Below are 25,318 nucleotides of genomic sequence, written 5' to 3' on the forward strand. Positions count from 1 at the left end.
GCGCCTAAAACTCGGTTAAAAGCGCAGCACATAAAGTTTCGGACGGATGGATCGATGACCGCAAGCAGGATTTTGGTGACGCTGACGCTGCTGACGGCGATGGCTGCCGTGACCGCTTGCGGCCGTAAGGCTGGTCTCGACACGCCCTATGAAGCGGCCGTCCAGGCCCGCAAGGACGCCGAGCGCGCCAAACAGCCGGTGCCGCCAGAGCCGGAAAAACCGGTCGTGGACAAGAAGTTCATCCTGGACCCGCTGATCTAGAGCCGATGAGACCGGCTTGGTCTTTCTGGCCAGGTCTCGTGCTCCAACTTCCGGAAACACTCTCGTGAACCATTTCGACTACCGCGACGGCGTGCTCCATGCCGAGGACGTGGCGATACCAGACATCGCCGCAAGCGTCGGCACGCCGTTCTATTGTTATTCGACGGCAACCTTGACGAGGCACTACCGGGTGTTCGCCGGGGCTTTTGCCGGTCTCGACACGCTGGTCTGTTACGCCTTGAAGGCGAATTCCAACCAGGCGGTGCTGCGGACGCTGGCAAAGCTCGGCGCCGGCGCCGATACCGTCTCGGAAGGCGAAATGCGCCGCGCGCTCGCCGCCGGCATCCCGGCCAGCAAGATCGTATTCTCGGGCGTCGGCAAGACCGCGCGCGAAATGGATTTTGCGCTCGAGGCCGGCATTCTCTGCTTCAATGTCGAATCCGAGCCGGAGCTGGAGTTGCTGTCGGCCCGCGCCACCGCGCTCGGCAAGGTGGCGCCGGTCTCGCTGCGCATCAACCCGGATGTCGACGCCAGGACGCACAGGAAGATCTCCACCGGCAAGGCCGAGAACAAGTTCGGCATTCCATGGCAAAGGGCGCGCCAGGTCTATGCCCGCGCGGCCGGGCTGCCGGGCACCAAGCCCATCGGCATCGATACCCATATCGGCAGCCAGGTCACCGAGTTGCAGCCCTTTGACGATGCTTTCGCGCTTCTGGCGGAACTGGTCGGCGCGCTGCGCGCCGATGGCCACGCCGTCGAGCATGTCGATCTCGGCGGCGGCCTCGGCATCCCCTACCGCACCGACAACAGCCCGCCGCCTCTGCCCGATGCCTATGCCGAGATCGTCAGGAAGCATCTGACAAAGCTTGGAGTGAAGGTGATGTTCGAGCCGGGCCGGCTGATCGTCGGCAATGCCGGCATCCTGGTCTCGGAAGTGATATTCGTGAAGGAAGGCGACGCCAAGAACTTCCTCGTCGTCGACGCCGCCATGAACGATCTGATCCGGCCGACGCTCTACGATGCCTTCCACGACATCAAGCCGGTGGTGCAGCCGCCGGCCGACACGCCGCGCATGGCGGTCGACGTCGTCGGCCCGGTCTGCGAGACCGGCGACTATCTCGGCCTCGACCGTGACCTGCCCCGGCTCAAGTCTGGCGACCTCATTGCCGTCACCACCGCCGGCGCCTATGGCGCGGTGCAATCCGGCACCTACAACACCCGCCTACTTGTGCCTGAGGTTCTGGTCGACGGCGACCGTTTCCACGTCGTGCGCCGGCGCCAGACCTATGACGAGCTGATCGGCCTGGATTCGGTGCCCGACTGGCTTGCATAGGAGCCGCAGCGCCGGCTGCGCTACAGCCGGTTCTGGATGAGCAACCTTGCGTCGGCGATGCTGTCCTCGTCGCGGCGGTAGAACGTCCATTGCTTGATGCGCTTGGGCCGCAGCAGGCCGGCCTGGGTAAGCACGCGCATATGTTCGGAGAGCGTCGCCTGCGTAATGCCGAGCTTCTCCGCGATCAGCAGCGCGCAAACGCCATCCTCGACCAGATCGCCGTCTGCCTGGGCCGGGAAATGCGCCTGCGGATCCTTCAGCCAGTCGAGGATCTGCAGCCTGCGTTCATTGGCGATCGCCTTGAAGATTTCAACCTCTTGCATTTAGCCATTTTGCCAAGTTACTAATTGCTGTCAATCCCAAGGAGATGGTCATGACGAACGGCAACACCGTCACGCGCGAACGCATCGCCGCGATGGAACCGCGCATCCGCCCCTATATCAGGCACACGCCGGTGCTGCGCGTCGACATGGCCGATTTCGACCGGCCGCCGCTGGCGGTCGACCTCAAGCTCGAATGCCTGCAGCATTCCGGCTCGTTCAAGGCGCGCGGCGCCTTCACCAATCTGCTCGAACGGCCGGTGCCTGCGGCCGGCGTCGTCGCCGCATCGGGCGGCAATCATGGCGCCGCGGTCGCCTATGCCGCCATGCGGCTTGGCCACAAGGCGACGATCTTCGTTCCCGAACTCAGCCCGGCGGCCAAGCTGCAGCGCATCCGCGGCTACGGCGCCGAACTGATCGTCGGCGGCGCCCGCTATGCCGAGGCGCTGGCCGCCAGCGAGGCTTTTGCTGAAAAGACCGGCGCGCTGCAGATCCATGCCTTCAACCAGGAGGAAACATTGGTCGGCCAAGGCACGCTCGGCCTCGAAATCGAAAACGATCTGCCCGACATCGACACGCTGCTGGTCGCTGTCGGCGGCGGCGGCCTGATCGGCGGCATCGCCGCCTGGTTTGCCGGCCGCATCAGGATCATCGCCATCGAGCCCGAAGGCGCGCCGACGCTGCATCACGCCTTCGAAGCCGGCCACCCCGTCGATGCGCCGGCCGAAGGCGTCGCCGCCGATTCGCTGGCGCCCAAACGCGTCGGCGAGATGATGTTCCCGATCGCCGAGGCCTTCGTCGAACGCTCCATCCTAGTCACCGACGACGCCATCATCGCCGCGCAAAAGGCGCTGTGGGAGCGGGTGCGGATCATCGCCGAGCCGGGCGGCGCAGCGGCCTTCGCAGCGCTGCTGTCCGGCCGCTACACGCCGGCGCCGGGCGAGCGGATCGCCGTCCTTGTCTGCGGCTCGAATACCGATCCGGCGAAATTCTAAACCTTGCTTCGACTGAAGTGGGACGCAAACCCGTCAAAGCTTTTCAAGTTTTCCGGAACCGCCTCGCCTTTGCCGTGTTTGCTGGTAAACTTCTGCTTGTTGAGTCCTGGCTATCCCGCCCGGGCAGGAAGGGCCGATGACGGAACGCCCCATTTCCAGTGGCGATCGCAGCCTGGCCGGGCGGCTTGCCCTGAGCCGGCTGGCGACACGGATCTCGATGACGGTCGAGCGCGGCTGGCCGCTGCTTCTGCCGCTGCTCATCGTCGCCAGCCTGTTTCTCAGCCTCTCCTGGCTCGGCCTTTTCCCCCGGCTGCCTGACATTGCGCGCATTATCATGGTCACGGCGTTCGGTATTTCCACGCTGGCGGCGCTCTATCCGCTGCGTTTCTTCAAGCTTCCATCCGCCGCTGAAATCGACCGCCGTATCGAGGCCGCCAACCAGTTGCAGCACAGCCCGGTGCTGGTGCAGACCGACCGTCCCAGCGGCAAGGAAAGCATCTTTTCCCAGGCGTTGTGGCGCGAACACCAAAAGCGCATGGCCGACAAGCTCGGCAGCCTTGGCGCCGACCTGCCGCGTACCCGCGTGCCGGAGCGCGATCCGTGGGCATTGCGTGCCGTGGCGGCGCTGCTGTTGGTCACCGCTTTTGCCTTCTCCTTCGGACCGTCCGGCGGCAGGATGTCCGATGGTTTCAGTGCCCATGCGGCGCGCGACATCGTACCGCCGCGCATCGATGCCTGGGTGACCCCGCCGGCCTATACCGGCAAGCCACCCATCTTCTTGACCGCGCCAATCATCGATGGCAACGCCAAGCAGGCGGTCGCCACCTTCACCGTGCCGCAAGGCAGCGACGTCTCGCTGCGCGTGACCGGCGGCTCCGGCGAGGAAACGCTAAGCTTTGCCGACAAGGGCGGCAATGCTCGCGCCATCGACCCGTCGGGACCACAGGTGGCGGCCGTCAAGGCAGCGGCGGTCAATCCGGCGACCCCCAAGCTGCGCCAGTTCACCGGCAAGCTGACCGCCGACGGCACGCTGACGCTGAAGTCGGGCGAAGCCGATCTCGGTCGCTGGGCCTTCGCGGTGATCCCCGACAAGCCGCCGACGATCCGCTTCGTCGGCGAGCCCAAGCGCGCCGTCAACGGCGCTTTCGAGCTCAACTACCAGATCGACGACGACTATGGCGCGGCCACCGCCAAGGCGGTTTTCGCGCTGGCGGATCCGGCGGCGCCCGATGCGCATCCGCTCTACGGTCCGCCTGACCTGCCGCTGGCGCTGCCGCGCCGCGGCGGCAAGGCGAACGCCGCCAGGACCACCAAGGACCTCACCGAACACGTCTGGGCCGGCGCCAGCATCAAGCTGTCGCTTGTCGCCACCGACGATGCCGGACACACCGCGACCAGCGAAACCAAGACTATTGTGATGCCGGAGCGGCCCTTCGCCAACCCGCTGGCGCGGTCGGTGGTCGAGCAGCGCCGCCTGCTGGCGCTCGACGCCAATGCCAAGCCGCGCGTGCTCGACCTGATGGACGCCATCACGCTGCGGCCCGAGGACACGTTCGACAACATGTCGCATTACCTCGCCATCATGAGCGCCCGCAGCCGGCTGAAGATGTCGGACAGCGACGATCAGTTGCGCAACGAGGTTGCCTATCTCTGGGAAATCGCGCTCGGCATCGAGGAAGGCAATCTCTCGTCCGCCGAAAAGCGGCTCCGCCAGGCCCAGCAGGCGCTGCAGGACGCCATCAAGCGCGGCGCCAGCGACGAAGAGATCGAAAAGGCGATGAAGGAACTGCGCGAGGCGATGAACGAATTCCTGCAGGAATTCGCCGAGCGCGCCAAGCAGAACCCGAACGCGCCGCAGATGCAGCAGAATGGTCGCGAGCTGCGTCAGAGTGATATCGACCGCATGATGGACCAGATCGAGAACCTGGCGAAGTCGGGCGACCGCGACAAGGCGCAGGAGCTGCTGTCGCAGCTGGAAAACATGATGAACAACCTGCAGGCCGGCCGTCAGCAGCAAGGCGGCGAGCAGGACAGCGAGATGCGCCAGCAGATGGACAAGCTGGGCGAGATCATGCGCCGCCAGCAGGAGATGATGAACGACACTTATCGCATGGACCAGATGCAGCGCGGAGATAATCAGCAGCCCGGCGAAGGCAATGGCGACGATCCGGACCAGCCGGGCGTCGGCAAGGATCGCGATCCCCTCGCCCGGCCGAAGTCGATGACACCGCAGGAATTCGCCGATGCGATGAAGCAGCTGCAGGAAGGCCAGGGCCAGTTGCAGAGCGAACTCGACAAGCTGAAGAAGGGCCTGGAAGGCATGGGCATGCAGCCCAATGAGGGGTTTGGCGACGCTGGCAAATCCATGGGCAATGCCGAAAAGTCGCTTGGCGAAGGCGAAGGCGACCAGGCAGTCGGCCACCAGGGTCGCGCGCTGGAAGCGCTGCGCAAGGGCGCCAAGGAGATGATGAAGCAGCTGCAGGCGATGCAGGGCGACCAGGGTGGCAGCCAGGAAGGCGGCCGCCAACAGGACGCCGGCCGCGATCCGCTGGGCCGACCGCGCGCCAGCCGCGGACCCGATTTCGGCGATTCGGTGAAAGTGCCCGACGAGATCGACGTGCAGCGCGCCCGCCAGATTCTCGAGGCGATTCGCAAGCGGCTCGGCAACGCGCTCAGCCCCGACATCGAGCGCAGCTACCTCGAGCGGCTGCTGGAGCTGAAGTAGCCTCCAAGGCAACATCCGTCGAACTGAATGGTATCAGCGCCATGCCGAAACTCGGTGCCGTCACGCCCATCCTGCGCATCTTCGACATCGCCAAGGCACGCGAATTCTATGTCGACTTTCTCGGCTTCAAGGTCGAGTTCGAGCACCGCTTCGACGACAATGCGCCGCTCTACATGGGTGTAATCCGCGACGGCTGTGTCCTGCATCTGAGCGAACATCATGGCGACGGCGCGCCGGGTATAGCCATGCGCATCAAGGTCGAGGACATCGCGGCATTGCACCGCGAACTGATCGGCAAGAGATACCGCTACGCCCGGCCGGGCCTCGAAACCACGTCGTGGCAGACCCGTGAAGTGTCGGTCGGCGACCCCTTCGGCAATCGGCTGCATTTCTACGAGGATGCAACAGACTAAGCCGGCCGGTTGACGAACGCCTCGCGGATCGCCTCCTGCATGCCGTCGATAGCTTCGCCTGAGGCATTTGGGCTACGGTGCATCACCACATTCGAGGAATCGATATGGCCGAACCCGTCAGCGGCGGTGAGTTCACGACAGCCATCCGGAATATTGCTGTGCGAGATCGGCGCGATCGCCAGGCCAGAGGTGACGGCGAGCTTCAGGCCGCCGGTGGTGTCGCTGGTATAGGCGACACGGTAGGCCAGCCCACGCTGCTCCAGCGATTTGATGGCAAAGTCCTTGCACCAGCCGGCCCGGTTGTAGAGCGCGATCGGCACCGGCCGCTCCTCATGCATGTGATGCAGGCTCGATGTCACCCACACGGTCGGATCGTGCATCAGCACCTCGCCGCCGGAAGGATCCTGCCATTCGAACACCACGGCGAGGTCGAGTTCACCGGCCGCCAACGCTGCCAGCTGGGCGCCCGAATGTGCATAGCGCACGGTGACCTCGACCTTGGTGTGACGCTTCGAGAAGGCGCCGAGCGCGCGCGACAGGATGGCGTGACCATATTCCTCGGGAATGCCGATGCGCACAGGCCCGCCAAGCGGTGCCGCCGCCATCGATGCCGCCGTCTCGTCGAGCAGAGAGACGATGCGGCGGGCATTGACGATCAGCTCGCCGCCACGGCGCGTCAGCGCCACGCCGCGCGAGCCGCGTTCGAACAGGCTGTCGCCGACCAGCTCCTCGAGCTTCTTCATCTGCATCGACACCGCCGACTGGGTGCGCCCGGCCTGCTCCGCCGCCCGGGTGAAATTGCCCGCTTCGGCAATGGCGACGAAGGTGCGCAGGAGATCGCTGTCGAGGGTTGGCCGCATCGAATCCGTCATAAGCAAATTTGATCTCTGGTATCATTCCAATTCGTTTGCAACATGTCAAACGCCGCAGCATAGTCCGCTCACCCATTGGATATGCCGCCGCGAAACCGGCTGCGGACCAATCAAAGAGTCCTCACTCATACCCGCTGCCCGAAACGGTGGCGGGTTCTTTTTACCCAGGCCGGGCGCCTGCGGGCAGTTAAGGCAAGGGCCGGCAGAACAACATGCGCAACCGGATCGTTCTCGGCATCATCAGCCTGTGCCTTGGCGTGCTGGTGTTCTCGCTCCAGGACCCGCTGGTCAAGGCGGTGTCAGCCGGTTATCCCGTGACCGAGGTGATGTGGATCCGCTCGATCGTCGCTTTGCCGATCCTGGTCGTTCTCGTTCGCGCCGATGTCGGCCTGCGGGCCATCGCCTCGAAGCGGTTCGGCCTGCTGACGATACGCGCCTTCATCCAGTTCTCCTCCTATACGGTCTACTATCTGGCGATCGCTGCCTTGCCGCTCGCCGACGCGGTGGCGCTCTATTTCATGGCGCCCCTGTTCATCATGGCGATAGCCGGGCCCTATCTCGGCGAGCGGGTATCCTGGCAGGCTCTCGCCACCGTGCTGATCGGCATGCTGGGCGTGGTCGTGATGCTGCGCCCGGGCGCCGGCCTGTTCGACTGGGCGGCGCTGCTTTCGTTGGGCTCGGCTTTGCTCTACGGCTTTTCACAGCTGATGGCGCGCAAGATCGGCGACACCGAATCCTCCACCGTCATGGCCTTCTACCAGAACGGCGCCTATCTGGTCGGCGCCGCTGCGGTTGCCGGCACATTCTGGCTTGCCGGCATAACCCATGCTGTCCACCCCAGCCTCGAATTCCTGGTGCGGCCGTGGGTCTGGCCGACGACACCGGATTTCCTCAAGATGGCGGCCTGCGGCTTCGTCGCTTCGGCCGGCATGATTCTGCTGTCGCAGGCCTACAGGCTGGCGCCCGCCAACCGCGTCGCCACCTTCGAATACACCGGCATCATCTGGTCGCCGTTGTGGGGCTTCCTGTTCTTCGACGAGGTGCCGCGCTCGACCACTGCCATCGGTGCGGCGCTGATCATCGGCGCCGGTCTGCTGGCGCTCAACACCGAACGGCGCCGGAGCGCTGCGCCTGTCCTCGCCGCGTCTCAGGATGTCGCCTGAAGCGTGTCAGGCGAAGCAGGCGAGCGCCTGGTCGACCCGCGAGCGGATTTCAGCCAGCGTGAAAGGCTTTTGCACGACGTCGATAATGACGCCGTTCAATTCCTCGGCGCGCTCGCGCTGGTCGGCATAGCCGGTCATCAGCAGGATCTTCATGTCAGGGAAAAGCTTGGCTGCGGCGATCGCCATCTCGATGCCGTCCATTTCCGGCATGCGGATATCGGAGACGACGAGGTCGTAACCGCCGCCTGCAGCACTGACCATCGCCAGCCCCTGCGCGCCGTCGGCGGCGATATCGATCGAGTGCCCGGCGCGTTCGAGCGCGCGGGCGGCGAGGGTGCGGACGGACTCATCGTCCTCGACGATCAGAAGCTTTGCCATGGGCCGGAATTTGGCGGGCAAAAGTTGACTTTTTCTGAAAATTTGAAGCGTCGGGGGCCTTTTCTCAGGCATCGCCTTTGACGACACCGACAAACGGCAGTTCGCGAAAAGCGTGAGCGACGTCCATGCCGTAGCCGACGACGAAGTAATCGGGACAGTCGAAGCCGACATAGTCGGCGTTCAGCTCGGTCTGGCGGCGCATGCGCTTGTCCAACAGCACCGCGATGGCGCAGCTTTTGGCGCCGCGCGACAGCATCAGGTTGCGGGTGAAGGAGAGCGTCTTGCCCGACTCCAGGATATCGTCGATCAGCAGCACGTCGCGGCCGGCGACCTCATTGTCGATGTCGCGCAGCACCCTCACCTCGCCGCTGGTGGTGCCGGCGCCATAGCTGGAAATGAAGATGAACTCGACCTCGGGCGACAGCCCGACATCGTGCATGGCGCGGATCAGATCGGCGGCGAAGATGAACGAGCCCTTCAGCACCGAAATCACCAGCAGGTCGTGATAGTCGTGCTCGGCGATCTCCTTGGCGAGTTCGAGATTGCGCCGCGCGATCGCGGACGCCGAAAACAGGACCTCGATGTCCTTGCCGCGCACAACTGGCATCAACAACCTTTCCAGAGAACCGACTAGCCGGCGAAGGTGACCGCCACGGCCTTGACGCCGTTTCTAGGCACATCGAGGCGGCTGGAAAAGCCGAATCTTTCGCCGGGCGCCAGAGAACGGTTGGATGTCCCCAGAGTATAACGGGTGATGCGGCTGTCATTGCCGGTGACACGTATCTCCAGCGGCGGCAATTGTCCCGCCTTCAAACCGTCATTGACGGCCTCGCCATCCACGAACAGCACCGGGGCGGGTCCTGAGGCGTCGACACGCGACGTGACGCCGGCAATGCTGAGTACGGCGCCCTCCGGCTGTTCGACTGACCAGAACGGCGTCTGGCGCACCAGCGCATGGCCACCCGAGACCCAGAAGGCGGCAAGCGCCGCACCGATGCCGGCAATCCAGAAGATCGGCCCGCCACGCGATGCCGGCCGCCCGGCTGACGCATCTGATTTGCGCAGCATCTCCATGCCTTCCATCGACGGCGTCGCGATGTCGCGCGCCGGCGTCGGCATGGCTTCTATCAGTGGGATCAGCTGCGGCAGCACCTCATAATCCGCATCGACGATGTCGGTCGCCACAGGACGCGATTCCGGTGCGACACTTGTCCCGGTCATGATTTCGCCGGAAACCGGGCGCGCGGTTCGTTGCTCAGCCATCATGGCCCCGCTGTTGCCTTTTCGTTTCTTTTGCGTAAATGGAAATGGTTAACGCTTCCCCACCGGAACCCTTGTGACGCATTCAAAAACAGCGAAAATTAACCGACGGTTAACCATGGCGGCCGATGGTCGTTGGACAGAAAGGGTTGGCACGCCGCCGCCACACACCTCAGGTCGTCGCACGTGATCCGCTTCGAAAATGTCGGCCTTCGCTATGGCATGGGTCCGGAAATCCTCCGCGACATCTCCCTGCACATTCCGGAGAGCTCCTTCCAGTTCCTGAGCGGGCCCTCGGGCGCCGGCAAGACGACGCTGCTGCGCCTTCTGTTCATGTCGCTGAAGCCGACACGCGGGCTGATCACCATCTTCGGCAAGGACCGCTCGCGCATCTCGCGCGCTGAACTGCCGCATCTCAGGCGCCGCATCGGCGTGGTGTTCCAGGATTTCCGCCTGCTCGACCACATGACCACCTATGAGAATGTCGCTCTGCCGCTGCGCGTGCGCGGCCGCGAGGAAGCGAGCTACCGCACCGACGTCACCGAACTTTTGAAATGGGTCGGCCTGGGCGAGCGCATGCATGTGCTGCCGCCGGTCCTTTCGGGCGGCGAAAAGCAGCGCGCGGCAATCGCTCGGGCCTTGATCGAACAGCCCGAAATCCTGCTTGCCGACGAGCCGACCGGCAATGTCGACCCGCCGCTGGCGCGCCGGTTGCTCAGGCTGTTCATTGAGCTCAACCGGCTCGGCACCGCGGTGGTGATCGCCACTCACGATCTCGGCCTGATGGAACAGGTCGACGCGCGCCGCATGATCCTGGCCGGCGGAAGGCTGGATATTTATGACTGAGCTATCGGCCGAACAGCTGCATGAAGACGCCGCCGAGCCCGCAACGACGACGCAGCGCGTCCAGCGCCGCATGGCGCCGATCGTGCCGGCGCAGAATATTGCCGGCCGCGCCTTGGTGCTGGTCATCGCCATCATGACCTTCCTGTCCTGCCTGACTTTCGGCGCCGTCACGCTGGTGCGCGACACTGCCTCGGTCTGGGAAAACCAGATCTCGCGCGAGGCGACGATTCAGATCAAGCCGGTCGACGGCCTCGACATGGAGGCAGCCCTTGCCCAGGCCTCGCAGATCGTCGGCGAATTCCCCGGCGTGAAGGAAACCCGGATCATCGATCGCGACGCCACCGCGCGCCTTTTGGAGCCATGGCTGGGCTCGGGCCTGAATATCGACGAATTGCCGGTGCCGCGCCTGATCATCGTCACCATCGACGAGACCAGCCCGCCCGACTTCAGCGCCATCCGTGCGGCGCTCACGCCCAAGCTGCCGAGTGCTTCGCTCGACGATCACCGTACATGGGTCGACCGGCTGGTCGCCATGGCCCGCACCACGGTCACCATCGGCATCGCCGTGCTGGTCCTGATGCTGTCGGCGACGGTGCTGACCGTAGTGTTTGCGACGCGCGGCGCCATGGCGGGTAACGGCCATATCATCGAAGTGCTGCATTTCGTCGGCGCCGAGGCGCGCTTCATCGCGCGCGAATTCCGCTGGCATTTCCTGGTCACCGGGATGAAGGGCGCAGCCGCCGGCGGCACAGCCGCGATCCTGGTTTTCATCGTCTTTTCCTGGTGGTCGTCGCGCAACATGGCAACGCCGCAGGCCGACCAGGCCACCGCTTTGTTCGGCAATTTCGCCATCGGATCGGCAGGCTATCTCGGCGTCGGCCTGATGGTGCTGGTGATCGGCGGACTGACGGCGGCGACCTCGCACGCCACCGTCGTCGCCTATCTCAGCGACATCGATGTCCGCCAGCCGGATGCGGGGTGACCCGTGAGGGCAGAAGCGAAAACAGTTCGGGGGCAAGGACAGGAATGGAAGGGACGATCACGGATCGAAAACCGACGTAACGCAATGTGCGCTTTTTTCCTTACCAAAAAGGCATTTCAGGATTAACCATAGGATGATGAACGCGCGGGAGTCGACCGGAACGGCTGGACAGATGCCAGTGGTGCGTTCGCGTATGCGCACCGGGCTGGGCCGTTTGCGCACCGCCCTGCGTCTCGCCTCCCTCTGTCTACTGCTGCTGGTGGCCCTGTTTGCCGGTGGCTTCGGCTGGTTCGCCAGCAAGGTCAGCCACATGACGACCCCGACCAACCCGGCCAAGGCCGATGCGATCATCGTCTTGACCGGCGGTCAGGCCCGCCTCGACGCAGCACTCGATCTGCTTGCCTCCGGCAAGGGCGAGCGGCTGCTGATCTCAGGCGTGCATCCCTCTGCCAGCCGCCGCCAATTGCAGGCTGCTACCGGCGGCGACAAGGCGCTGTTTTCCTGCTGTGTCGACATCGACCGCGCCGCGCTCGACACGATCGGCAATGCCGAGGAAAGCGCTAAATGGGTGGAGAGCCACGCCTATGGCAGCGTCATCCTCGTCACCAACAATTACCACATGCCGCGCAGCCTGCTCGAGATGGGCCGCCTGCTGCATGGCGCCAGGCTTGAACCCTATCCGGTGGTCAACACCAATCTGGACAATGGCGACTGGCTGACCAAGCCGGAAGCGCTACGCGTGCTTCTGACCGAATACAGCAAATACCTGCTGGCGCTTGCGCGCGGCGTCGTCCCGGTCCGCCAGACTGCCGACAGCGTCGCACTGGCCGAGGTTTCGACCGCCAAGGACTAAAGCAATTCCAGGAAAAGTGTGTAGCGGTTTTCCCGGGAAAAGCACGTACGCTTTCCCTTGGGAATTGCGTCCAAACAGACGACTCTGACGGCGCTCGATTACCCCTTGGCCGTGCCGTCTTCCGCGCCACGCAACCGCGCAATCTCCTGTTCGAGGCTTTCAATCCGCTTGTCGCGTTCGGCGAGTGCGGCCGCGACATCGGCGGCCTCGAATCGCTGCGGAATGTGTTGCGGGCAATTGGCATCCCAGGCCGAGACGGTGAACAGGATGACCTGCTCGGGGCGCGCCTTGTAGTCCTGCGGCATCAGCCTTGCCAGAAGCTCGGCATCGTCCTCGACGACGCGCGCCGTGCCCCAGATCTTGACGCGCTGGCGATGCGCATAGTCGATCAGGAACAGGAATGCCTGGTTGTTGTCGGCGAGATTCCCCTGTGTGATGAACTGCCTGTTCCCGGAGAAATCGGCAAAGCCGATGGTCTTCTCGTCCAGCACCTTGAGGAAGCCAGCTGGCCCGCCGCGATGCTGGATATAGGGCTGACCCTCGCCATTTGCCGTCGACAGGAAGACGCTGGTCTGCGCCGCGATGAAGTCGGCGAGGTCGGGCGTGATATGGGCGCGCCATCCGCCGCGCTCCTCGGCGCTGGCATAGCCCTTGCGCGAACCTTTGCGGGTCTGGATCGCCTTGACCGTCGGCGTGAAGGCGACATCGCTGGTGAAAGTATGTGCATTCATGGAAGCCTCCGCGAGACCGAAACACGGCCATTGTACGCGAAGAAGTAGGTCCTTCCATGTTTTGGATGTAGATGGCATAGTTGCAAGCTATCCTCCCAATTTCCGGAAGAAGCTATGGATCGGCTCGAGGCCATGTCGCTGTTCGTCGCCGCGGTAGAAGCGGGCAGCCTTTCCGCTGCCGGCCGCCATTTCGGCATTCCACTGGCAACGGTCAGCCGCAAGGTTTCCGACCTCGAGAAGCACCTTCAGGCGCGCCTGCTGAACCGTTCGACCCGGCAGCTCACGCTGACCGATGCCGGCCAGGCCTATCTCGCCGCCTGCCGCCGCATCCTCGGCGAGGTCGGCGAAGCCGAACGCACCGCTGCCGGCGAATACAGCACGCCGACCGGCGACCTGTTCATCACCGCGCCGGTCGTCTTTGGTCGCCTGCACGTGCTGCCTGTCGTCACCGAATTCCTGGCGGCTTATCCTCAAGTCAACATTCGCCTGACGCTGGCTGACCGGATAACCCAACTGGCGGAGGAACATCTCGACCTTGCCATCCGCATCGGCGAGCTTGCGCCTTCGAGCCTCGTTGCCATCCGCGTCGGCGCGATCCGTCGCGTCGTGTGCGCCAGCCCCGCCTATATCGCCGCGCATGGCATGCCGCGGACGCCGGACGATATGGCCGCGCATGAATGCATCAGTTTCGAAGGGCCTGCAGCGCTCGCCAGCTGGAGCTTTGCCGGCGACAAGGGCGAACTGATCGTGCCGATCCACTCACGGCTGCGCGTCAACACGGCGGAAGCTGCAATCGATGCCGCGATTGCAGGCGCCGGGATGACGCGGGTGCTCTCCTACCAGATCGCGGACGCAGTACGTTCCGGCGTGCTCGTCCCGGTCTTGCGACCCTTCGAGCCGCAGCCGTGGCCGGTGAGCCTCGTCCATGCCGGCCAAGGCCTGCTGGCGGTGAAACTCAGGGCGTTCCTCGATTTCGCCGCTCCGCGGCTGAAGCAGCGGCTATTGCAGGCGACGTGGTGAGTTGAGACTGGCTTGAGTCAGTGGCGAGCCGGCCTATGTCAGGCCATTGCGGCGTTTCCTTTTTGCCCGCGCTTGGTGTAACCAACGCACACCTCCTCAACGGGCCCTTCCCCGCATGCTCTATATCCGCTCGCTGGCGTTCAACTTCGTCTTCTATGTCAATCTGATCGTCCAGATGGTCCTCTGGACCCCTTACTACTTCCTCTCGCCACGCCATCGCGCCTGGTTCGTGCCGAAATTCTGGTCGCGCACCAGCCTGTGGCTCTACGACAAGATCGCCGGCACCAGGAGCGACATCACCGGCGTCGAGAACCTGCCGGAGGGCTCTTTCATCCTGGCGCCGAAACACCAGTCGTTTTGGGACGCGATCGCTTTCTTTCCCTTCCTCCACGATCCGCTTTATATCCTGAAGCGCGAGCTGACCTGGATCCCCTTCTTCGGCTGGTACATCCTGAAGATGCGGATGATCCCGGTTCACCGCGGCAGCCGCTCCAAGGCGTTGAAGCAGGTCGTTGCATCGACAAAGCAGGAGATGGCGCGCAATCCGCGCCAGCTGATTATCTACCCCGAAGGCACGCGCCGAGCGCCAGGCGACGAGCCGGCTTACAAATACGGCATTGTCGAGCTCTATACGCAGCTTGGCGTCCCGGTGGTACCGGTCGCCCATGTCGCCGGCCTCTATTGGCCTCGCCGCAAATTCTTGCGCTTTCCCGGCACCATCAAGGCCCGCTTCCTGCCGCCGATTCCGCCCGGGCTCGGCAAGGACGAATTCATGGACCGGCTGATCGGCGATACGGAAGTCGCCTGCGACCAGCTGCTGATCGAGGCATCGCAGGCTCCTAACCCGCCGCAAATGCCGCCGACGGCGGTCAAGCGGCTGGCCGAACTCGCCGCGGCCGCCAAAGCAATTCCAGGAAAAGTGTGAGCGGTTTTTTCCGTCCTGAATTGCGCCAAAACAAAAAAGACCAAAGCTTGATCTCTTCTGCGGGCCGGCTCAAGGCCACGCCGCCAGCGCCGTGGTCAGCACCAGCGTCGCCGCGAAGGCCAGATTGATGATCCGCGACGCCAGCGGCTGGCGCAGGGTGCGGGCGAAGGCCGCGCCGGCCAGCAGCCACAGCATATGGATGGCTACGATCATCAGGGTGAGAACCGCCAGCCTGGCCGGGATGCCGAGAGCATCGGCGCCGGCTGCGGTCGCGGAGCCAGCAAGGACCGCAGCAATCGCCACATAGGCTTTCGGGTTGGCAACGGCGAGCAGGAAGCCGCCGAGGAAGGTCGGCAGAACCGCGCTGCTGTCACGCGCGGCCAGCGGCGGCGCTGTCGCTATTCTGTAGGCGAGGTAGAGAATATAGGCGGCGGAAGCGACCGCCAGCACTGGCGCTACGCCCGGCATCGAGGTGAGGATAGCCTTGATGCCGGTGGCCACGACCAGCAGCACCGCGACCGTGCCTAAAATGATCCCCGATGTGTAGTGAAGCGAATTGCGCAGGCCGAAGGCGGCCCTATCGCCGTGACGCTGATCGTCGCCGGGCCAGGACTGCCCATGACGACGGTTGCCGCCAGCACCAGCGCCAGCAATTGCTGCCAGGGCTGCGCCTGCGAAAGAATGTCTGCGGCCATGCTGCCTCTTCTCCACAATAATGGAGAACAGTGTGGCAAGGCGGACAGCCGTCGTCTTGAACGATCGTGCCGAACCTGCGCGGCTAGGCGCTGGCCTTGTCCAGCGCCACGAGATCCTCCGCGCTGAGCTTCAGCGATGCGGCGCGCACCAGGCTGTCGACCTGGTCCAGCGTCGTGGCGCTGGCGATCGGCGCGGTGATGCCGGGCTGCGCCATCACCCAGGCGAGTGCTACTTCCGCCTGCTTGGCCGAATGGCGCGCCGCCACAGTGTCGAGTGCGGCCAGAATGCGCATGCCGCGCGCATTGAGATAAGCCTTCACGCCGCCGCCGCGTTCACTTTTGCCGAGATCGGCCTCGCTACGGTATTTGCCGCTCAAAAACCCCTTGGCGAGGCTGAAATAGGTGATGACGCCGATATCCTCGGCCACGCACAGATCATGCAGCGGCCCGTCGAAGGATGAGCGGTCGTAGAGATTGTATTCCGGCTGCAGCACGCTGTAGCGCGGCAGCCCGCGCAGGCTGGCAACATCGAGCGCGGCGCGCAGCTGGCCGGCGTCAAGATTCGAGGCGCCGATATGGCGGACCTTGCCGGCAGCGAGCAGCTTCTGGTAGGCGCCGAGCGTCTCTTCGTAAGGCGTGGTCGGGTCCGGCCAGTGCGACAAATAGAGGTCGATCACATCGGTCTGCAGCCGCTCAAGCGACGCCTCGACCGCCCTTTCGATATGGGCAGCGGACAGATCCTTCTTGCCTTGTCCCATATCCGAGCCGACTTTGGTGATGACGATGATCTTGTCACGGTTGCCGCGGCTTTTCATCCATTTGCCGATGATGGTCTCGGACTCGCCGCCCGCGTGGCCGGGCACCCAGCGCGAATAGGCATCGGCCGTATCGATAGCGTTGAGGCCGGCGTCGCCGAACCGGTCGAGCAGGTCGAAGGAGGTCTTCTCGTCCGCGGTCCAGCCGAAGACATTACCGCCCAGAACCAGCGGCGCGATGGAAAGGTCGGTTTGACCGAGACGGCGTTTTTGCAAGACGGGGCTCCGTGGGCTGGCGGCGGGGGACCCGAATGCTCCGGGCCGCAGCTAAGCTAGGTCTCGCCGCGCCGAGGTCAAAGGCCTCAGCCAATTTTTCCAGCGGGCCAGCGCTTCACAAAGGCGCGAGCGCTTCGCCTGCAGGCTCGCCGTGGTCCACTGGCTCACGAGGCGATCCGCTTCGCCACCTCTTCCAGCCAGTGGTCGCTGATACCCAGCGCCGCGAGATGCTGCAGCGTGTTGAGCACATAGTCCTCGTTGTTTCCGGACTGGCCGACGGCGCCACGGATAACACCTGCCGCATGCGCGGGGTCGAGCCCGCCGGCATACTGCTCATGCTGGCGGTCGACGATATAGGCGACCGCTTTCACTCTCTCTCCCGCGGCCGCCCCATTCCCGTCGAGGCTGATATCGAGCACACGCTCGAGGTAGACGCTGGTCACCAATTCGCGCTCGCGCAGATAGGTCAGCACCTCATCGCGCAGCTCGCCGGGCACGCGAAAGGCCAGCCCGATGCAGGAGCCGCCACGGTCGAGGCCTAGCACCAGGCCCGGCCGCTGGCGCGTGCCGCGATGCACGAAGGAATAGACGCACAGCCACCGGCGGTAGCCGTAAAGCCGCGCGCGCCGTGTCTCGACATGCGCGAATCCCGGTCGCCAGATCAGCGAGCCGTAGCCAAAAACCCAAAAATCGCCCATATCGCCAAGCCTGATTGCACGAGAGTGACGCCGCCGCATCGGAATCGGTGCTCTTCTGTTCTTTTTGCTTGTTGCGTAAGCCACAGTCCACCCGCAACACGCCCGCGTTAATGAAAGCCGCAGCATGACGTCAAGTGACGAGCGTCCGTCGAAGTTTCGCCGCCGGCTGATGTGGCTCGCTGCCTTGGTCATTATGCTGTTCGGCGTCTACAGCGCGGTCTGGTTCTATGTCGCCGGTCGCGTCAGCAGCGAAGCCGACAAGGCGGTGGCCTCGCTCAAGGACAAAGGCATCGAGGCCGGCTGCGCCAACCTCACCGTCAGCGGCTACCCCCTGAGTTTTGCCATCTCCTGTGACAATCTGGCTTACGAGGACGACGCCAGGAACGTTGCCGCCTCGGCAGGTAGCTTCAACTTCGTTGCAGAGCTCATCCGGCCTTTGTCGCCTGCCGCCGAGTTGCGTGGGCCGCTGCGCACCTCGGTGCCGGGGATGGCGCCGCTATGGATCGATTGGGACAATCTGCAGGCCAATGCCAAGCTCTCCTGGCCCTTGCCACGCAGCATTTCGCTGCAGGCCGAGAGCTTGTCCGGCCAGACCGATCCGGCCGACGACACCGACCCGGTTTCACTGTTCAGCGCCGGAACGGCGGCGGGCGAGTTGCGGCCGGACGGTCAGGACCTTGGCTATACCGGAAGCTTCACCGATCTTGAGATCGACGCCGACGCGATCGGCGGGCGCGTGCTGCCGCCGCTCGACGGCAGCGGCGACGCGACGCTGAAGAACGGCGTCGCGCTGATGAAGACGCAGGCCAGGAGCCTGCGCGGCCAGGCGGTCGGCATCCACAAGCTCGATCTGTCGTCGGGAACCGCGCGCATCACCGTCTCCGGCCCGGTGTCGGTCGACGCCAACGGCCAGGTCAATGCCGACCTGACGATCAAGCTGCAGGATCCCAAAGCCGTGGCGGCAATCCTCGCCACCGCAATCCCCGAGCAGAAGAGCCAGATCGAGCAAGGCTTTGCCGGTCTGGCGCTGCTCGGCAACGAACCGTCGATGCCGCTCAAGGTGGTGAAGGGCAAGGTCTCGCTCGGCTTCATTCCGCTGGGCAAGATCAAGCCGCTCGATTAGAGCAATTCCAGGAAAAGTGTGAGCAGTTTTCCGTCCGGAATTGCGTTAAAACAAAGAGATAGAGCATGATCGCAAAGAGCGGCAACGGCTTTTGGGGAGAGATCATGCTCGAGCAAGCCGACGCATGAACCGACCGGTGAAACTGCTGAGCGTTGGCGCGCTGACGCTGGATACCATCCTGCGCGTCGAAACCCTGCCCACGCATCAGGGCAAGTTCATCGCCTCGGACGGCATCCAGATCGCCTCGGGCATGGCGACAAGTGCTGCCTGCGCCGCCCGCCGTCTCGGCGCCGAGGTGTTCCTGTGGGCAAGTGCAGGTGACGATGCCGTCGGCGACCAATTGCTGGCCGGCATCGAGGCCGAGGGCGTCGATTGCGACTTTGTCCGCCGCGTCGAAGGCGCCCGCTCGGCGCTGGCCGCGATCCTGGTCGACGCTCATGGCGAGCGCATCATCGTGCCCTTCTACGACCCAAAGGCGCAGGCCGACCCCGAGGCGGTGCCTGTCGCCGATCTTTCCGGCTTCGATGCCGTGCTGGTCGATGTGCGCTGGCCGGGCGCCGCCGCTCTTGCCTTGACCGCCGCGCGCGACGCCGGTTGCCCGGCAATCCTCGACGCCGACACGGCGCCGCTGGAGGTGCTGGAGCGTCTGTTGCCGCTGGCGTCGCACATCGTCGCTTCGGAGACGGCTGCACGCATCGTCTGCGGCCACGCGCTGAATCCCGAAACCGCCTGCGCCGACCTCGCCAGCCGCACAGACGCCTTTGTCGCGGTGACCGGCGGCGCCGCGGGAAGCTGGTGGCATGACCGGTCCGCCGGATGCGTGCGCCACATCGCGGCGCCGAAGATCAAGGCGGTCGACACGCTTGCCGCCGGCGACGTGTTTCACGGTGCCTTTGCCGTCGGGCTTGCCGAAGCCATGCCTATCGAGCAGGCCTTGCGCTTTGCCAGCGCGGCGGCCGCGCTCAAATGCCAGCGCTTCGGCGGCCGGCTGGGCGCGCCGGACCGGGCCGAGACAATGGCCATGGTCGCGGCGACCTGGCCCGTCTGAAACAGATTTAACTTTTCACCGGGTGCTCGACCGCCTGCCGGCCGAAATCCGGCGCGTCGATATCCTGGCCGGCCTCGATGATCGAACGGCGAACGGCCCGGGTGCGGGTGAACAGGTCGAACAGCTTGTCGCCGTCGCCCCAGCGGATCGCCCGCTGCAGCGAGGCGAGGTCCTCCGAAAAGCGCGCCAGCATTTCCAGGATGGCATCCTTGTTGTGCAGGCACACGTCGCGCCACATGGTCGGGTCGGAGGCGGCCAGACGGGTGAAGTCGCGGAAACCGGAAGCCGAATATTTGATCACTTCCGACTTGGTCACCGATTCCAGATCGTCAGCGGTGCCGACGATGTTGTAGGCGATGATGTGCGGCAGATGCGAGACGATGGCCAGCGTCATGTCATGATGCTGCGGGTCCATCGTGTCGATGTTGGAGCCGCAGCGCCGCCAGAATTCCGACAGCTTTTCCAGCGCGGCCGGATCGGTTCCCGGCAGCGGCGTGAAGATGCACCAGCGGTTTTCGAACAGCTCGGCGAAACCCGCATCCGGGCCCGATTTCTCCGTACCCGCCAGCGGGTGTCCCGGAATGAAGTGCACGCCGTCCGGCACATAGGGCTGCATTTGCGCAATGACGGAGGCCTTGGTCGAACCGACATCGGTGAGGATGGCGCCTTTTTTCAGCGCCGCTGCGATCTCTTGCGCCACCTCGCCCGACGATCCCACCGGCACCGAGACGATGATCAGGTCGGCGTCGCGGACCGCTTCCCTGGCGTCGGTGGTGTAGCTCTCGCCAAGACCGAGCTCCTTCGCCCGTGCCAACGTGGCCGGGCTGCGCGTCGCGATGGCGACATGGCGGGCCAGGCCCTCGCGGCGGATGATGCGGGCCAGCGACGAGCCAATCAGGCCGATGCCGACCAGCGCGATCTTTTCAAACATCGGTAATGTCATTGTTTCAGCTTTTCAGGAATGTCGTGAGGGCGTCGATGACGCCGCGATTGGCTTCTTCGGTGCCGACGCTCATGCGCAGCGCATTGGGAAAGCCATAGCCGGTAACGCGCCGCAATATATAGCCGCGCTGGGTGAGGTAGTCGTCCGCCGCCTCAGCCGAATGCCTCTTGTCGTCGGGAAAGTGGATGAGGACGAAATTGCCGACGCTGGGCGTCACGCGCAGCCCAAGCTTCGTCAGTTCTTCATTCAGCCAGGTAAGCCAGGTCTGGTTGTGCAACGAACTGCGCTCGACATGGGCGCGGTCGCGGATGGCGGCAATGCCGGCCTCGATCGCTGTTGCGTTAACGTTGAAAGGGCCGCGAACACGGTTGATGGCATCGACGATGTGCAGTGGGCCATACATCCAGCCGATGCGCGCGCCGCCAAGGCCGAGCTTGGAGAAGGTGCGGGTCATGACCACATTCTGCGCGCTGCCCGCCAGCTCGATACCTGCCTCATAGTCATTGCGCCTGACGTACTCGGCATAGGCCGCGTCCAGCACCAGAAGCACGTTGCCCGGGAGCGCGGAATGCAGGCGGCGGACCTCCTGGAATGGCAGATAGGTGCCGGTCGGGTTGTTGGGATTGGCGAGGAAGATGATTTTGGTCCGCGGCGTCACCGCGGCCAGGATCGCGTCGACGTCGGCGCGCTCCTCGGTTTCCTTCACAGCAACCGGCTTGGCCCCCGCCGACTGAATGTAGATCTTGTAGACCATGAAGGCATGTTCGGTAAAAATCGCCTCATCGCCTGGCGCAAGATAGGTCTGCGCCAGCAGGCCAAGTATCTCGTCGGAACCGTTGGAGCAGATGATGTTTGCCGGGTTGAGGCCATGCACCTCGGCGATCGCCTCGCGCAGCCGGCGGGCGGTGCCGTCGGGATAGACATCGAGCTTGCTGGCCACTTCGCGCGCGGCCTCGATCGCCTTCGGCGACGGGCCGAGCGGGTTCTCGTTCGACGACAATTTATGGACCTTGGCGACGCCGGCCGGTGCCGTGCTCTTGCCCGGCACATAGGCGTCGATGTCCATAATGCCCGCGCGGGGAGTCGGCCGTGCCTTGTCCGCTGTCTTGTCCATGTCGCAAATCCATCGAGAATGCCTCCGTCCGGAGGCCGCAGCGGAAATACAAGCCGTAGCCGCGAATGTCGAGAGGCGGGCAATAGCTGGCCGTTGACGCCGGGCCGCACGAGTTCTAGAAGAACGCAACAGTTCCGTGGTGATTTGGCCGGTCGGCTTGCAGCCACGTTAAACAACTCGCTAAAGGGCCGTTTGCGTGACGTAACCGGCTTTGCGATCGCATTGCCGGTTTTTTATTGCCTGACGGCGGGCAAGGAGAGTCACATGGCCGCGCTCCGCGCTACAAAAACCAACAACGAGGCCGACAACCCGTCGAGCCCTGTGTTGCGTTTTGGCCCTGACAAGCCGCTGAAGCTCGACGCCGGCACGCTTTTGTCGCCGTTCCAGATCGCCTACCAGACATATGGCGACCTCAACGATGCCCGCACCAACGCCATCCTGGTCTGCCACGCGCTGACCGGCGACCAGCATGTCGCCAGCACCAATCCGGTGACCGGCAAGCCCGGCTGGTGGGAAGTGCTGATCGGTCCCGGCAAGATCATCGACACCAACCGCTTCTTCGTCATCTGCTCCAACGTCATCGGCGGCTGCCTCGGCTCCACCGGTCCGGCCTCGACCAATCCCGCCACCGGCAAGCCCTACGGCCTCGACCTGCCAATCATCACCATCCGCGACATGGTGCGGGCGCAACTGATGCTGGTCGACCATTTCGGCATCGAAAAGCTGTTTTGCGTGCTCGGCGGCTCGATGGGCGGCATGCAGGTGCTGGAATGGGCGTCATGCTATTCCGAGCGCGTCTTCTCGGCCCTGCCGATCGCCACAGGCGCACGCCATTCCTCGCAGAACATCGCCTTCCACGAGGTCGGCCGCCAGGCTGTCATGGCTGATCCGGACTGGCATGGCGGCAAATATTTCGAGCACGGCAAGCGCCCGGAAAAGGGGCTCGCCGTGGCGCGCATGGCCGCCCACATCACCTATCTGTCGGAAGCCGCCCTGCACCGCAAATTCGGCCGCAATCTTCAGGACCGCGAAGCGCTGACCTTCGGTTTCGACGCCGACTTCCAGATCGAAAGCTATCTGCGCCACCAGGGCATGACATTCGTCGACCGCTTCGACGCCAACTCCTACCTCTACATGACCCGTTCGATGGATTATTTCGACCTCGCCGCCGATCATGGCGGCCGGTTGGCCGACGCGTTTGCCGGCACCAAGACCCGCTTCTGCCTGGTGTCCTTCACCTCGGACTGGCTGTTCCCGACCGAGGAGAGCCGCTCGATCGTGCATGCGCTCAACGCCGCCGGCGCATCGGTCTCCTTCGTCGAGATCGACACCGACCGCGGCCATGATGCCTTCCTGCTCGACGAACCCGAACTGTTTGCCGCCATCAAGGGCTTCATCGGCTCGGCGGCCCGCGCAAGGGGGCTCGCCTCATGAGCGTCAATGGCAGCCAGCGCGTCGACCTCGAAGTCGTGGCCAACCTGATACCCCCGCAGTCGCGGGTGCTCGATGTCGGCTCCGGCGACGGCCTGCTGCTCGAACTCCTGCAGGAGACCAAGCAGGTCGACGGCCGCGGGCTGGAGCTGTCACAGCGCGGCGTCAATGAATGCGTTTCGCGCGGCCTCTCGGTCATCCAGGGCGATGCCGACACCGACCTCGAATTCTATCCGGACAAGGGTTTTGACTTCGTCGTTCTGTCACAGACGCTGCAGGCGACCCGCAACCCGAAGCTGGTGCTCGACGAACTGCTGCGAATCGGCAACCGCGCCATCGTCTCCTTCCCCAATTTCGGCCACTGGCGGGTGCGGCTGTCGCTGTTCGTCAATGGCCGGATGCCGGTGACCGCGGACCTGCCCTATTCCTGGTACGACACGCCCAACATCCATTTCTGCACCATCCGCGACTTCGTCAATCTGGTCGACGAACTCGGCGCCTCGGTCGAGAAAGCCACCGCGCTCGACGGCAACGGCCAGAAGATCGGCCTGTCGATGCCATGGTGGTTCTGGAATTTCTTCGGCCAGCAAGCGGTGTTCTTGCTGAAGCGGTAGTTTGCCCCTATTCCAGCACGTCCGTCGCCTTGTGCGGGTGCTGAACGCCATCGGCGATGATCACATCGGCGTGGGAGTTGTCGGTGCGCAAGGCCAGAATCTCGCGATAGGCTGATGAATCGTACCAGCCCCACGCATGCGCCCTGTCCGGAAACTCGATGACGGTCAGGTGCCCGGGCCATTCGTTTTCGACCACGTCCATGTCGCCGCCCTGGACAAGGAAGCGGCCGCCGAACGGCTCCAATGTGGCGTCGATCCTCTGCAGATACTCGACAATCTGCGGGCCCATTGTGACTTGACGCATATGGGCGACGGCGTAGGCGGCCATGGCTGAACTCCCTGTGAGATCGAAGCCCGACGACCGGCTTCGTTGGCGCAATCTGCAGACATGATGGCCATCGGTCGATTACGTCTGGGGTAATCGGCCGGCTTACCGGCGTCCTGGCTCAACAGTTTGTGATGACATTGCCGCTGGTTTTTTGTAGCGTCGAATCGAATGCCATCCCGGTTTAAGGCTTGGACGGCGACCATCAAAACCTCCGGCCTCCAGGCATTTGGGGGCACAATCGAAGCAACATGTCCAAGGCAACCGACCTCGCTCCGCTGATCTCGGTGATCACACCGACGCACAATCGCCGCAGCAAGGTGGTGCGCGCCGTGGAGAGCGTCCTGGCGCAGAATTTTCCCCGGTTCGAACATATTGTCGTCGATGACGGCTCGACCGACGGTACGGCAGCCGCACTTGCCGAAATCCGCGATCCACGGCTGATCTATGTTGGCTCGAAATGGCGCGGCGCCAATGCCGCCCGCAATGCCGGCATCGAGCGGGCGCAGGCGCCGGTGGTGACATTCCTCGATTCCGACGACGTCTATTTGCCGGATCGCCTGGCGCGGACGCTGGAGCAGTTCGACAACAATCCCTCGCTCGAAGTGCTGATCAGTTCCTTCGTGTCGCTGAAGGGCAATCGCCGCACCAACTGCGTCAACCGCGAGGCGCTGCTGAGCCGCGACTCGCTGGAGCGGGCCCTTGTCGCGCAGACCATCTTCATTGCCGGGTCGGCAATCACCGCCCGGCGCGAGTCGCTGCTGGCCATCGGCGGCTACGACAGTGACGTCACGCGCATGCAGGATCGCGAATTGTTGCTGCGCTTTGCCCGTCGCAGCGGCGCGCAGCTGTCCGAAGTGATCGACTGGAAAAAGTACAACTCGGAGAATTCGATCTCCGGTCGCCGGGACGGCTATGTCGAAGCCTATGCGAGCTTGATCGACAAGCACCCCTATATCGCCGACCGCTACCCCTACATTCCGCCTTACATGATCGCCCGGCAGCTCATCGCCGATGCGCTCAAGGGCAGGGTTTCGCAGGCGTTCTCCGGCTATATGGCCAACCGGTCGTCGAAGGCGCTTGGCTATTCGCTGCCGCAGCTGTTGCGTGGCTATGTCGGCGGCCGGCGCTGGCGCCGCGATCTCTATGCCGAATTTCGCGACAAATACGGTGCACGGCCGGCCTGAAGTTTGCCGGCAAGCCGCGCAGCGGCTTTCCC

The 25,318-nt window shown here is 64.1% G+C and carries 27 protein-coding genes, 1 pseudogene and 1 riboswitch; of the genes and pseudogenes, 16 read left to right on the forward strand and 12 right to left on the reverse strand.

Features of this window, described 5'->3' with window-relative positions; all coding sequences use genetic code 11:
- Positions 1-54: 54 nt before the first annotated feature.
- Both X750_RS139800 and lysA read left to right on the forward strand, forming a co-directional pair.
- Complete coding sequence (locus X750_RS139800; protein WP_023673325.1) at positions 55-261, forward strand: hypothetical protein; 207 nt, start codon at positions 55-57, stop codon at positions 259-261.
- 64 nt (positions 262-325) lie between these two features.
- Positions 326-1,594, forward strand: coding sequence for a diaminopimelate decarboxylase (lysA, locus tag X750_RS139795; protein ID WP_023748497.1), 1,269 nt, complete (start codon positions 326-328; stop codon positions 1,592-1,594).
- 20 nt (positions 1,595-1,614) lie between these two features.
- On the opposite strand, the gene X750_RS139790 is transcribed toward lysA, so the two are convergent.
- On the reverse strand, positions 1,615-1,917 hold the full coding sequence (locus X750_RS139790) for a metalloregulator ArsR/SmtB family transcription factor (protein WP_023748498.1): 303 nt from the start codon (positions 1,915-1,917) through the stop codon (positions 1,615-1,617).
- A gap of 50 nt (positions 1,918-1,967) precedes the next feature.
- Here X750_RS139790 and X750_RS139785 point away from each other — a divergent pair, with 50 nt between their 5' ends.
- From X750_RS139785 to X750_RS139775, 3 genes are all read left to right on the forward strand, one after another.
- On the forward strand, positions 1,968-2,909 hold the full coding sequence (locus tag X750_RS139785) for a threonine/serine dehydratase (protein ID WP_023748499.1): 942 nt from the start codon (positions 1,968-1,970) through the stop codon (positions 2,907-2,909).
- A gap of 136 nt (positions 2,910-3,045) precedes the next feature.
- Positions 3,046-5,634: a TIGR02302 family protein gene (locus tag X750_RS139780; RefSeq protein ID WP_023748500.1), complete on the forward strand. Its 2,589-nt coding sequence runs from the start codon at positions 3,046-3,048 to the stop codon at positions 5,632-5,634.
- Between the two features lie 41 nt (positions 5,635-5,675).
- Positions 5,676-6,047: a glyoxalase superfamily protein gene (locus X750_RS139775; protein ID WP_023685340.1), complete on the forward strand. Its 372-nt coding sequence runs from the start codon at positions 5,676-5,678 to the stop codon at positions 6,045-6,047.
- On the opposite strand, the gene X750_RS139770 is transcribed toward X750_RS139775, so the two are convergent.
- Positions 6,044-6,907, reverse strand: a complete 864-nt coding sequence (locus X750_RS139770) for a LysR substrate-binding domain-containing protein (RefSeq protein ID WP_023701399.1) — start codon at positions 6,905-6,907, stop codon at positions 6,044-6,046. The genes X750_RS139775 and X750_RS139770 overlap by 4 nt on opposite strands.
- Positions 6,908-7,131: 224 nt before the next feature.
- Between X750_RS139770 and X750_RS139765 the strand changes: the two genes are divergently transcribed.
- Positions 7,132-8,082: a DMT family transporter gene (locus X750_RS139765; RefSeq protein ID WP_023748501.1), complete on the forward strand. Its 951-nt coding sequence runs from the start codon at positions 7,132-7,134 to the stop codon at positions 8,080-8,082.
- Positions 8,083-8,088: 6 nt separating this feature from the next.
- Here X750_RS139765 and X750_RS139760 read toward each other — a convergent pair whose 3' ends face one another.
- The 3 genes from X750_RS139760 to X750_RS139750 form a co-directional block, all read right to left on the reverse strand.
- Entirely contained in the window at positions 8,089-8,460 is a 372-nt protein-coding gene (locus X750_RS139760; RefSeq protein ID WP_023698715.1) for a response regulator, read from the reverse strand.
- Between the two features lie 64 nt (positions 8,461-8,524).
- Positions 8,525-9,067, reverse strand: coding sequence for a hypoxanthine phosphoribosyltransferase (gene hpt / locus X750_RS139755; protein WP_023673315.1), 543 nt, complete (start codon positions 9,065-9,067; stop codon positions 8,525-8,527).
- Positions 9,068-9,090: 23 nt separating this feature from the next.
- Complete coding sequence (locus X750_RS139750) at positions 9,091-9,726, reverse strand: hypothetical protein (protein ID WP_023685343.1); 636 nt, start codon at positions 9,724-9,726, stop codon at positions 9,091-9,093.
- Positions 9,727-9,906: 180 nt separating this feature from the next.
- On the opposite strand from X750_RS139750, the gene ftsE reads away from it, so the two are divergent.
- The 3 genes from ftsE to X750_RS139735 all read left to right on the forward strand — a co-directional run bounded on the left by ftsE (position 9,907) and on the right by X750_RS139735 (position 12,401).
- Positions 9,907-10,566, forward strand: coding sequence for a cell division ATP-binding protein FtsE (ftsE, locus tag X750_RS139745; protein ID WP_023685344.1), 660 nt, complete (start codon positions 9,907-9,909; stop codon positions 10,564-10,566).
- Entirely contained in the window at positions 10,559-11,548 is a 990-nt protein-coding gene (locus tag X750_RS139740; RefSeq protein WP_023748502.1) for an ABC transporter permease, read from the forward strand. The genes ftsE and X750_RS139740 overlap by 8 nt, the downstream gene beginning before the upstream one ends.
- Before the next feature lie 172 nt (positions 11,549-11,720).
- Entirely contained in the window at positions 11,721-12,401 is a 681-nt protein-coding gene (locus tag X750_RS139735; RefSeq protein ID WP_245271908.1) for a YdcF family protein, read from the forward strand.
- Between the two features lie 98 nt (positions 12,402-12,499).
- Here X750_RS139735 and X750_RS139730 read toward each other — a convergent pair whose 3' ends face one another.
- The gene (locus tag X750_RS139730; protein ID WP_023748504.1) at positions 12,500-13,132 is read right to left on the reverse strand and encodes a pyridoxamine 5'-phosphate oxidase family protein; all 633 of its coding nucleotides are present in this window, start codon (positions 13,130-13,132) and stop codon (positions 12,500-12,502) included.
- A 114-nt stretch (positions 13,133-13,246) separates the two neighbouring features.
- Between X750_RS139730 and X750_RS139725 the strand changes: the two genes are divergently transcribed.
- Positions 13,247-14,152 (forward strand): LysR family transcriptional regulator, encoded by a 906-nt coding sequence (locus tag X750_RS139725; protein ID WP_023748505.1) that lies wholly within the window; start codon positions 13,247-13,249, stop codon positions 14,150-14,152.
- A gap of 115 nt (positions 14,153-14,267) precedes the next feature.
- Positions 14,268-15,077 (forward strand): 1-acyl-sn-glycerol-3-phosphate acyltransferase, encoded by an 810-nt coding sequence (locus tag X750_RS139720; protein WP_023748506.1) that lies wholly within the window; start codon positions 14,268-14,270, stop codon positions 15,075-15,077.
- A 69-nt stretch (positions 15,078-15,146) separates the two neighbouring features.
- Here the strand turns inward: X750_RS139720 and X750_RS01000000163335 are convergent.
- The 3 genes and pseudogenes from X750_RS01000000163335 to X750_RS139710 form a co-directional block, all read right to left on the reverse strand.
- Positions 15,147-15,772, reverse strand: a pseudogene (locus tag X750_RS01000000163335) (LysE family translocator).
- An 83-nt stretch (positions 15,773-15,855) separates the two neighbouring features.
- The gene (locus tag X750_RS139715) at positions 15,856-16,803 is read right to left on the reverse strand and encodes an aldo/keto reductase (RefSeq protein WP_023731073.1); all 948 of its coding nucleotides are present in this window, start codon (positions 16,801-16,803) and stop codon (positions 15,856-15,858) included.
- A gap of 164 nt (positions 16,804-16,967) precedes the next feature.
- Positions 16,968-17,501: a gamma-glutamylcyclotransferase gene (locus tag X750_RS139710; protein ID WP_023748507.1), complete on the reverse strand. Its 534-nt coding sequence runs from the start codon at positions 17,499-17,501 to the stop codon at positions 16,968-16,970.
- A 124-nt stretch (positions 17,502-17,625) separates the two neighbouring features.
- Here X750_RS139710 and X750_RS139705 point away from each other — a divergent pair, with 124 nt between their 5' ends.
- Entirely contained in the window at positions 17,626-18,624 is a 999-nt protein-coding gene (locus X750_RS139705; protein WP_023748508.1) for a DUF2125 domain-containing protein, read from the forward strand.
- A gap of 124 nt (positions 18,625-18,748) precedes the next feature.
- The gene (locus X750_RS139700) at positions 18,749-19,672 is read left to right on the forward strand and encodes a sugar kinase (protein ID WP_023748509.1); all 924 of its coding nucleotides are present in this window, start codon (positions 18,749-18,751) and stop codon (positions 19,670-19,672) included.
- 7 nt (positions 19,673-19,679) lie between these two features.
- Here the strand turns inward: X750_RS139700 and X750_RS139695 are convergent, their stop codons facing one another.
- Positions 19,680-20,615 (reverse strand): prephenate/arogenate dehydrogenase family protein, encoded by a 936-nt coding sequence (locus tag X750_RS139695; protein ID WP_023748510.1) that lies wholly within the window; start codon positions 20,613-20,615, stop codon positions 19,680-19,682.
- A 4-nt stretch (positions 20,616-20,619) separates the two neighbouring features.
- On the reverse strand, positions 20,620-21,729 hold the full coding sequence (hisC, locus tag X750_RS139690; protein ID WP_023748511.1) for a histidinol-phosphate transaminase: 1,110 nt from the start codon (positions 21,727-21,729) through the stop codon (positions 20,620-20,622).
- A gap of 126 nt (positions 21,730-21,855) precedes the next feature.
- A riboswitch (SAM riboswitch) is annotated at positions 21,856-21,933 on the forward strand.
- Positions 21,934-21,993: 60 nt separating this feature from the next.
- Between hisC and X750_RS139685 the strand changes: the two genes are divergently transcribed.
- Positions 21,994-23,163: a homoserine O-acetyltransferase gene (locus tag X750_RS139685; RefSeq protein WP_023748512.1), complete on the forward strand. Its 1,170-nt coding sequence runs from the start codon at positions 21,994-21,996 to the stop codon at positions 23,161-23,163.
- Entirely contained in the window at positions 23,160-23,774 is a 615-nt protein-coding gene (gene metW / locus X750_RS139680) for a methionine biosynthesis protein MetW (protein WP_023748513.1), read from the forward strand. The genes X750_RS139685 and metW overlap by 4 nt, the downstream gene beginning before the upstream one ends.
- A gap of 7 nt (positions 23,775-23,781) precedes the next feature.
- Here metW and X750_RS139675 read toward each other — a convergent pair whose 3' ends face one another.
- A complete protein-coding gene (locus X750_RS139675; RefSeq protein WP_023704332.1) occupies positions 23,782-24,102 on the reverse strand; it encodes a DUF1330 domain-containing protein in 321 nt (106 codons plus the stop codon).
- Positions 24,103-24,350: 248 nt separating this feature from the next.
- Here X750_RS139675 and X750_RS139670 point away from each other — a divergent pair, with 248 nt between their 5' ends.
- Positions 24,351-25,286, forward strand: coding sequence for a glycosyltransferase family 2 protein (locus X750_RS139670; protein ID WP_023673297.1), 936 nt, complete (start codon positions 24,351-24,353; stop codon positions 25,284-25,286).
- Positions 25,287-25,318: the final 32 nt, after the last annotated feature.

Source organism: Mesorhizobium sp. LNJC391B00 (assembly GCF_000502535.1).
Taxonomy (GTDB): Bacteria; Pseudomonadota; Alphaproteobacteria; order Rhizobiales; family Rhizobiaceae; genus Mesorhizobium.

Bases quoted from the DNA above. Each gene is read 5' to 3' on its own strand.
- X750_RS139800 (WP_023673325.1), top strand. From the start codon at position 55: ATGACCGCAAGCAGGATTTTGGTGACGCTGACGCTGCTGACGGCGATG.
- X750_RS139790 (WP_023748498.1), bottom strand. From the start codon at position 1,917: ATGCAAGAGGTTGAAATCTTCAAGGCGATCGCCAATGAACGCAGGCTG.
- X750_RS139785 (WP_023748499.1), top strand. From the start codon at position 1,968: ATGACGAACGGCAACACCGTCACGCGCGAACGCATCGCCGCGATGGAA.
- X750_RS139780 (WP_023748500.1), top strand. From the start codon at position 3,046: ATGACGGAACGCCCCATTTCCAGTGGCGATCGCAGCCTGGCCGGGCGG.
- X750_RS139775 (WP_023685340.1), top strand. From the start codon at position 5,676: ATGCCGAAACTCGGTGCCGTCACGCCCATCCTGCGCATCTTCGACATC.
- X750_RS139770 (WP_023701399.1), bottom strand. From the start codon at position 6,907: ATGCGGCCAACCCTCGACAGCGATCTCCTGCGCACCTTCGTCGCCATT.
- X750_RS139765 (WP_023748501.1), top strand. From the start codon at position 7,132: ATGCGCAACCGGATCGTTCTCGGCATCATCAGCCTGTGCCTTGGCGTG.
- X750_RS139760 (WP_023698715.1), bottom strand. From the start codon at position 8,460: ATGGCAAAGCTTCTGATCGTCGAGGACGATGAGTCCGTCCGCACCCTC.
- hpt (WP_023673315.1), bottom strand. From the start codon at position 9,067: ATGCCAGTTGTGCGCGGCAAGGACATCGAGGTCCTGTTTTCGGCGTCC.
- X750_RS139750 (WP_023685343.1), bottom strand. From the start codon at position 9,726: ATGATGGCTGAGCAACGAACCGCGCGCCCGGTTTCCGGCGAAATCATG.
- X750_RS139740 (WP_023748502.1), top strand. From the start codon at position 10,559: ATGACTGAGCTATCGGCCGAACAGCTGCATGAAGACGCCGCCGAGCCC.
- X750_RS139735 (WP_245271908.1), top strand. From the start codon at position 11,721: ATGCCAGTGGTGCGTTCGCGTATGCGCACCGGGCTGGGCCGTTTGCGC.
- X750_RS139730 (WP_023748504.1), bottom strand. From the start codon at position 13,132: ATGAATGCACATACTTTCACCAGCGATGTCGCCTTCACGCCGACGGTC.
- X750_RS139725 (WP_023748505.1), top strand. From the start codon at position 13,247: ATGGATCGGCTCGAGGCCATGTCGCTGTTCGTCGCCGCGGTAGAAGCG.
- X750_RS139720 (WP_023748506.1), top strand. From the start codon at position 14,268: ATGCTCTATATCCGCTCGCTGGCGTTCAACTTCGTCTTCTATGTCAAT.
- X750_RS139710 (WP_023748507.1), bottom strand. From the start codon at position 17,501: ATGGGCGATTTTTGGGTTTTTGGCTACGGCTCGCTGATCTGGCGACCG.
- X750_RS139705 (WP_023748508.1), top strand. From the start codon at position 17,626: ATGACGTCAAGTGACGAGCGTCCGTCGAAGTTTCGCCGCCGGCTGATG.
- X750_RS139700 (WP_023748509.1), top strand. From the start codon at position 18,749: ATGAACCGACCGGTGAAACTGCTGAGCGTTGGCGCGCTGACGCTGGAT.
- X750_RS139695 (WP_023748510.1), bottom strand. From the start codon at position 20,615: ATGACATTACCGATGTTTGAAAAGATCGCGCTGGTCGGCATCGGCCTG.
- hisC (WP_023748511.1), bottom strand. From the start codon at position 21,729: ATGGACAAGACAGCGGACAAGGCACGGCCGACTCCCCGCGCGGGCATT.
- X750_RS139685 (WP_023748512.1), top strand. From the start codon at position 21,994: ATGGCCGCGCTCCGCGCTACAAAAACCAACAACGAGGCCGACAACCCG.
- metW (WP_023748513.1), top strand. From the start codon at position 23,160: ATGAGCGTCAATGGCAGCCAGCGCGTCGACCTCGAAGTCGTGGCCAAC.
- X750_RS139675 (WP_023704332.1), bottom strand. From the start codon at position 24,102: ATGGCCGCCTACGCCGTCGCCCATATGCGTCAAGTCACAATGGGCCCG.
- X750_RS139670 (WP_023673297.1), top strand. From the start codon at position 24,351: ATGTCCAAGGCAACCGACCTCGCTCCGCTGATCTCGGTGATCACACCG.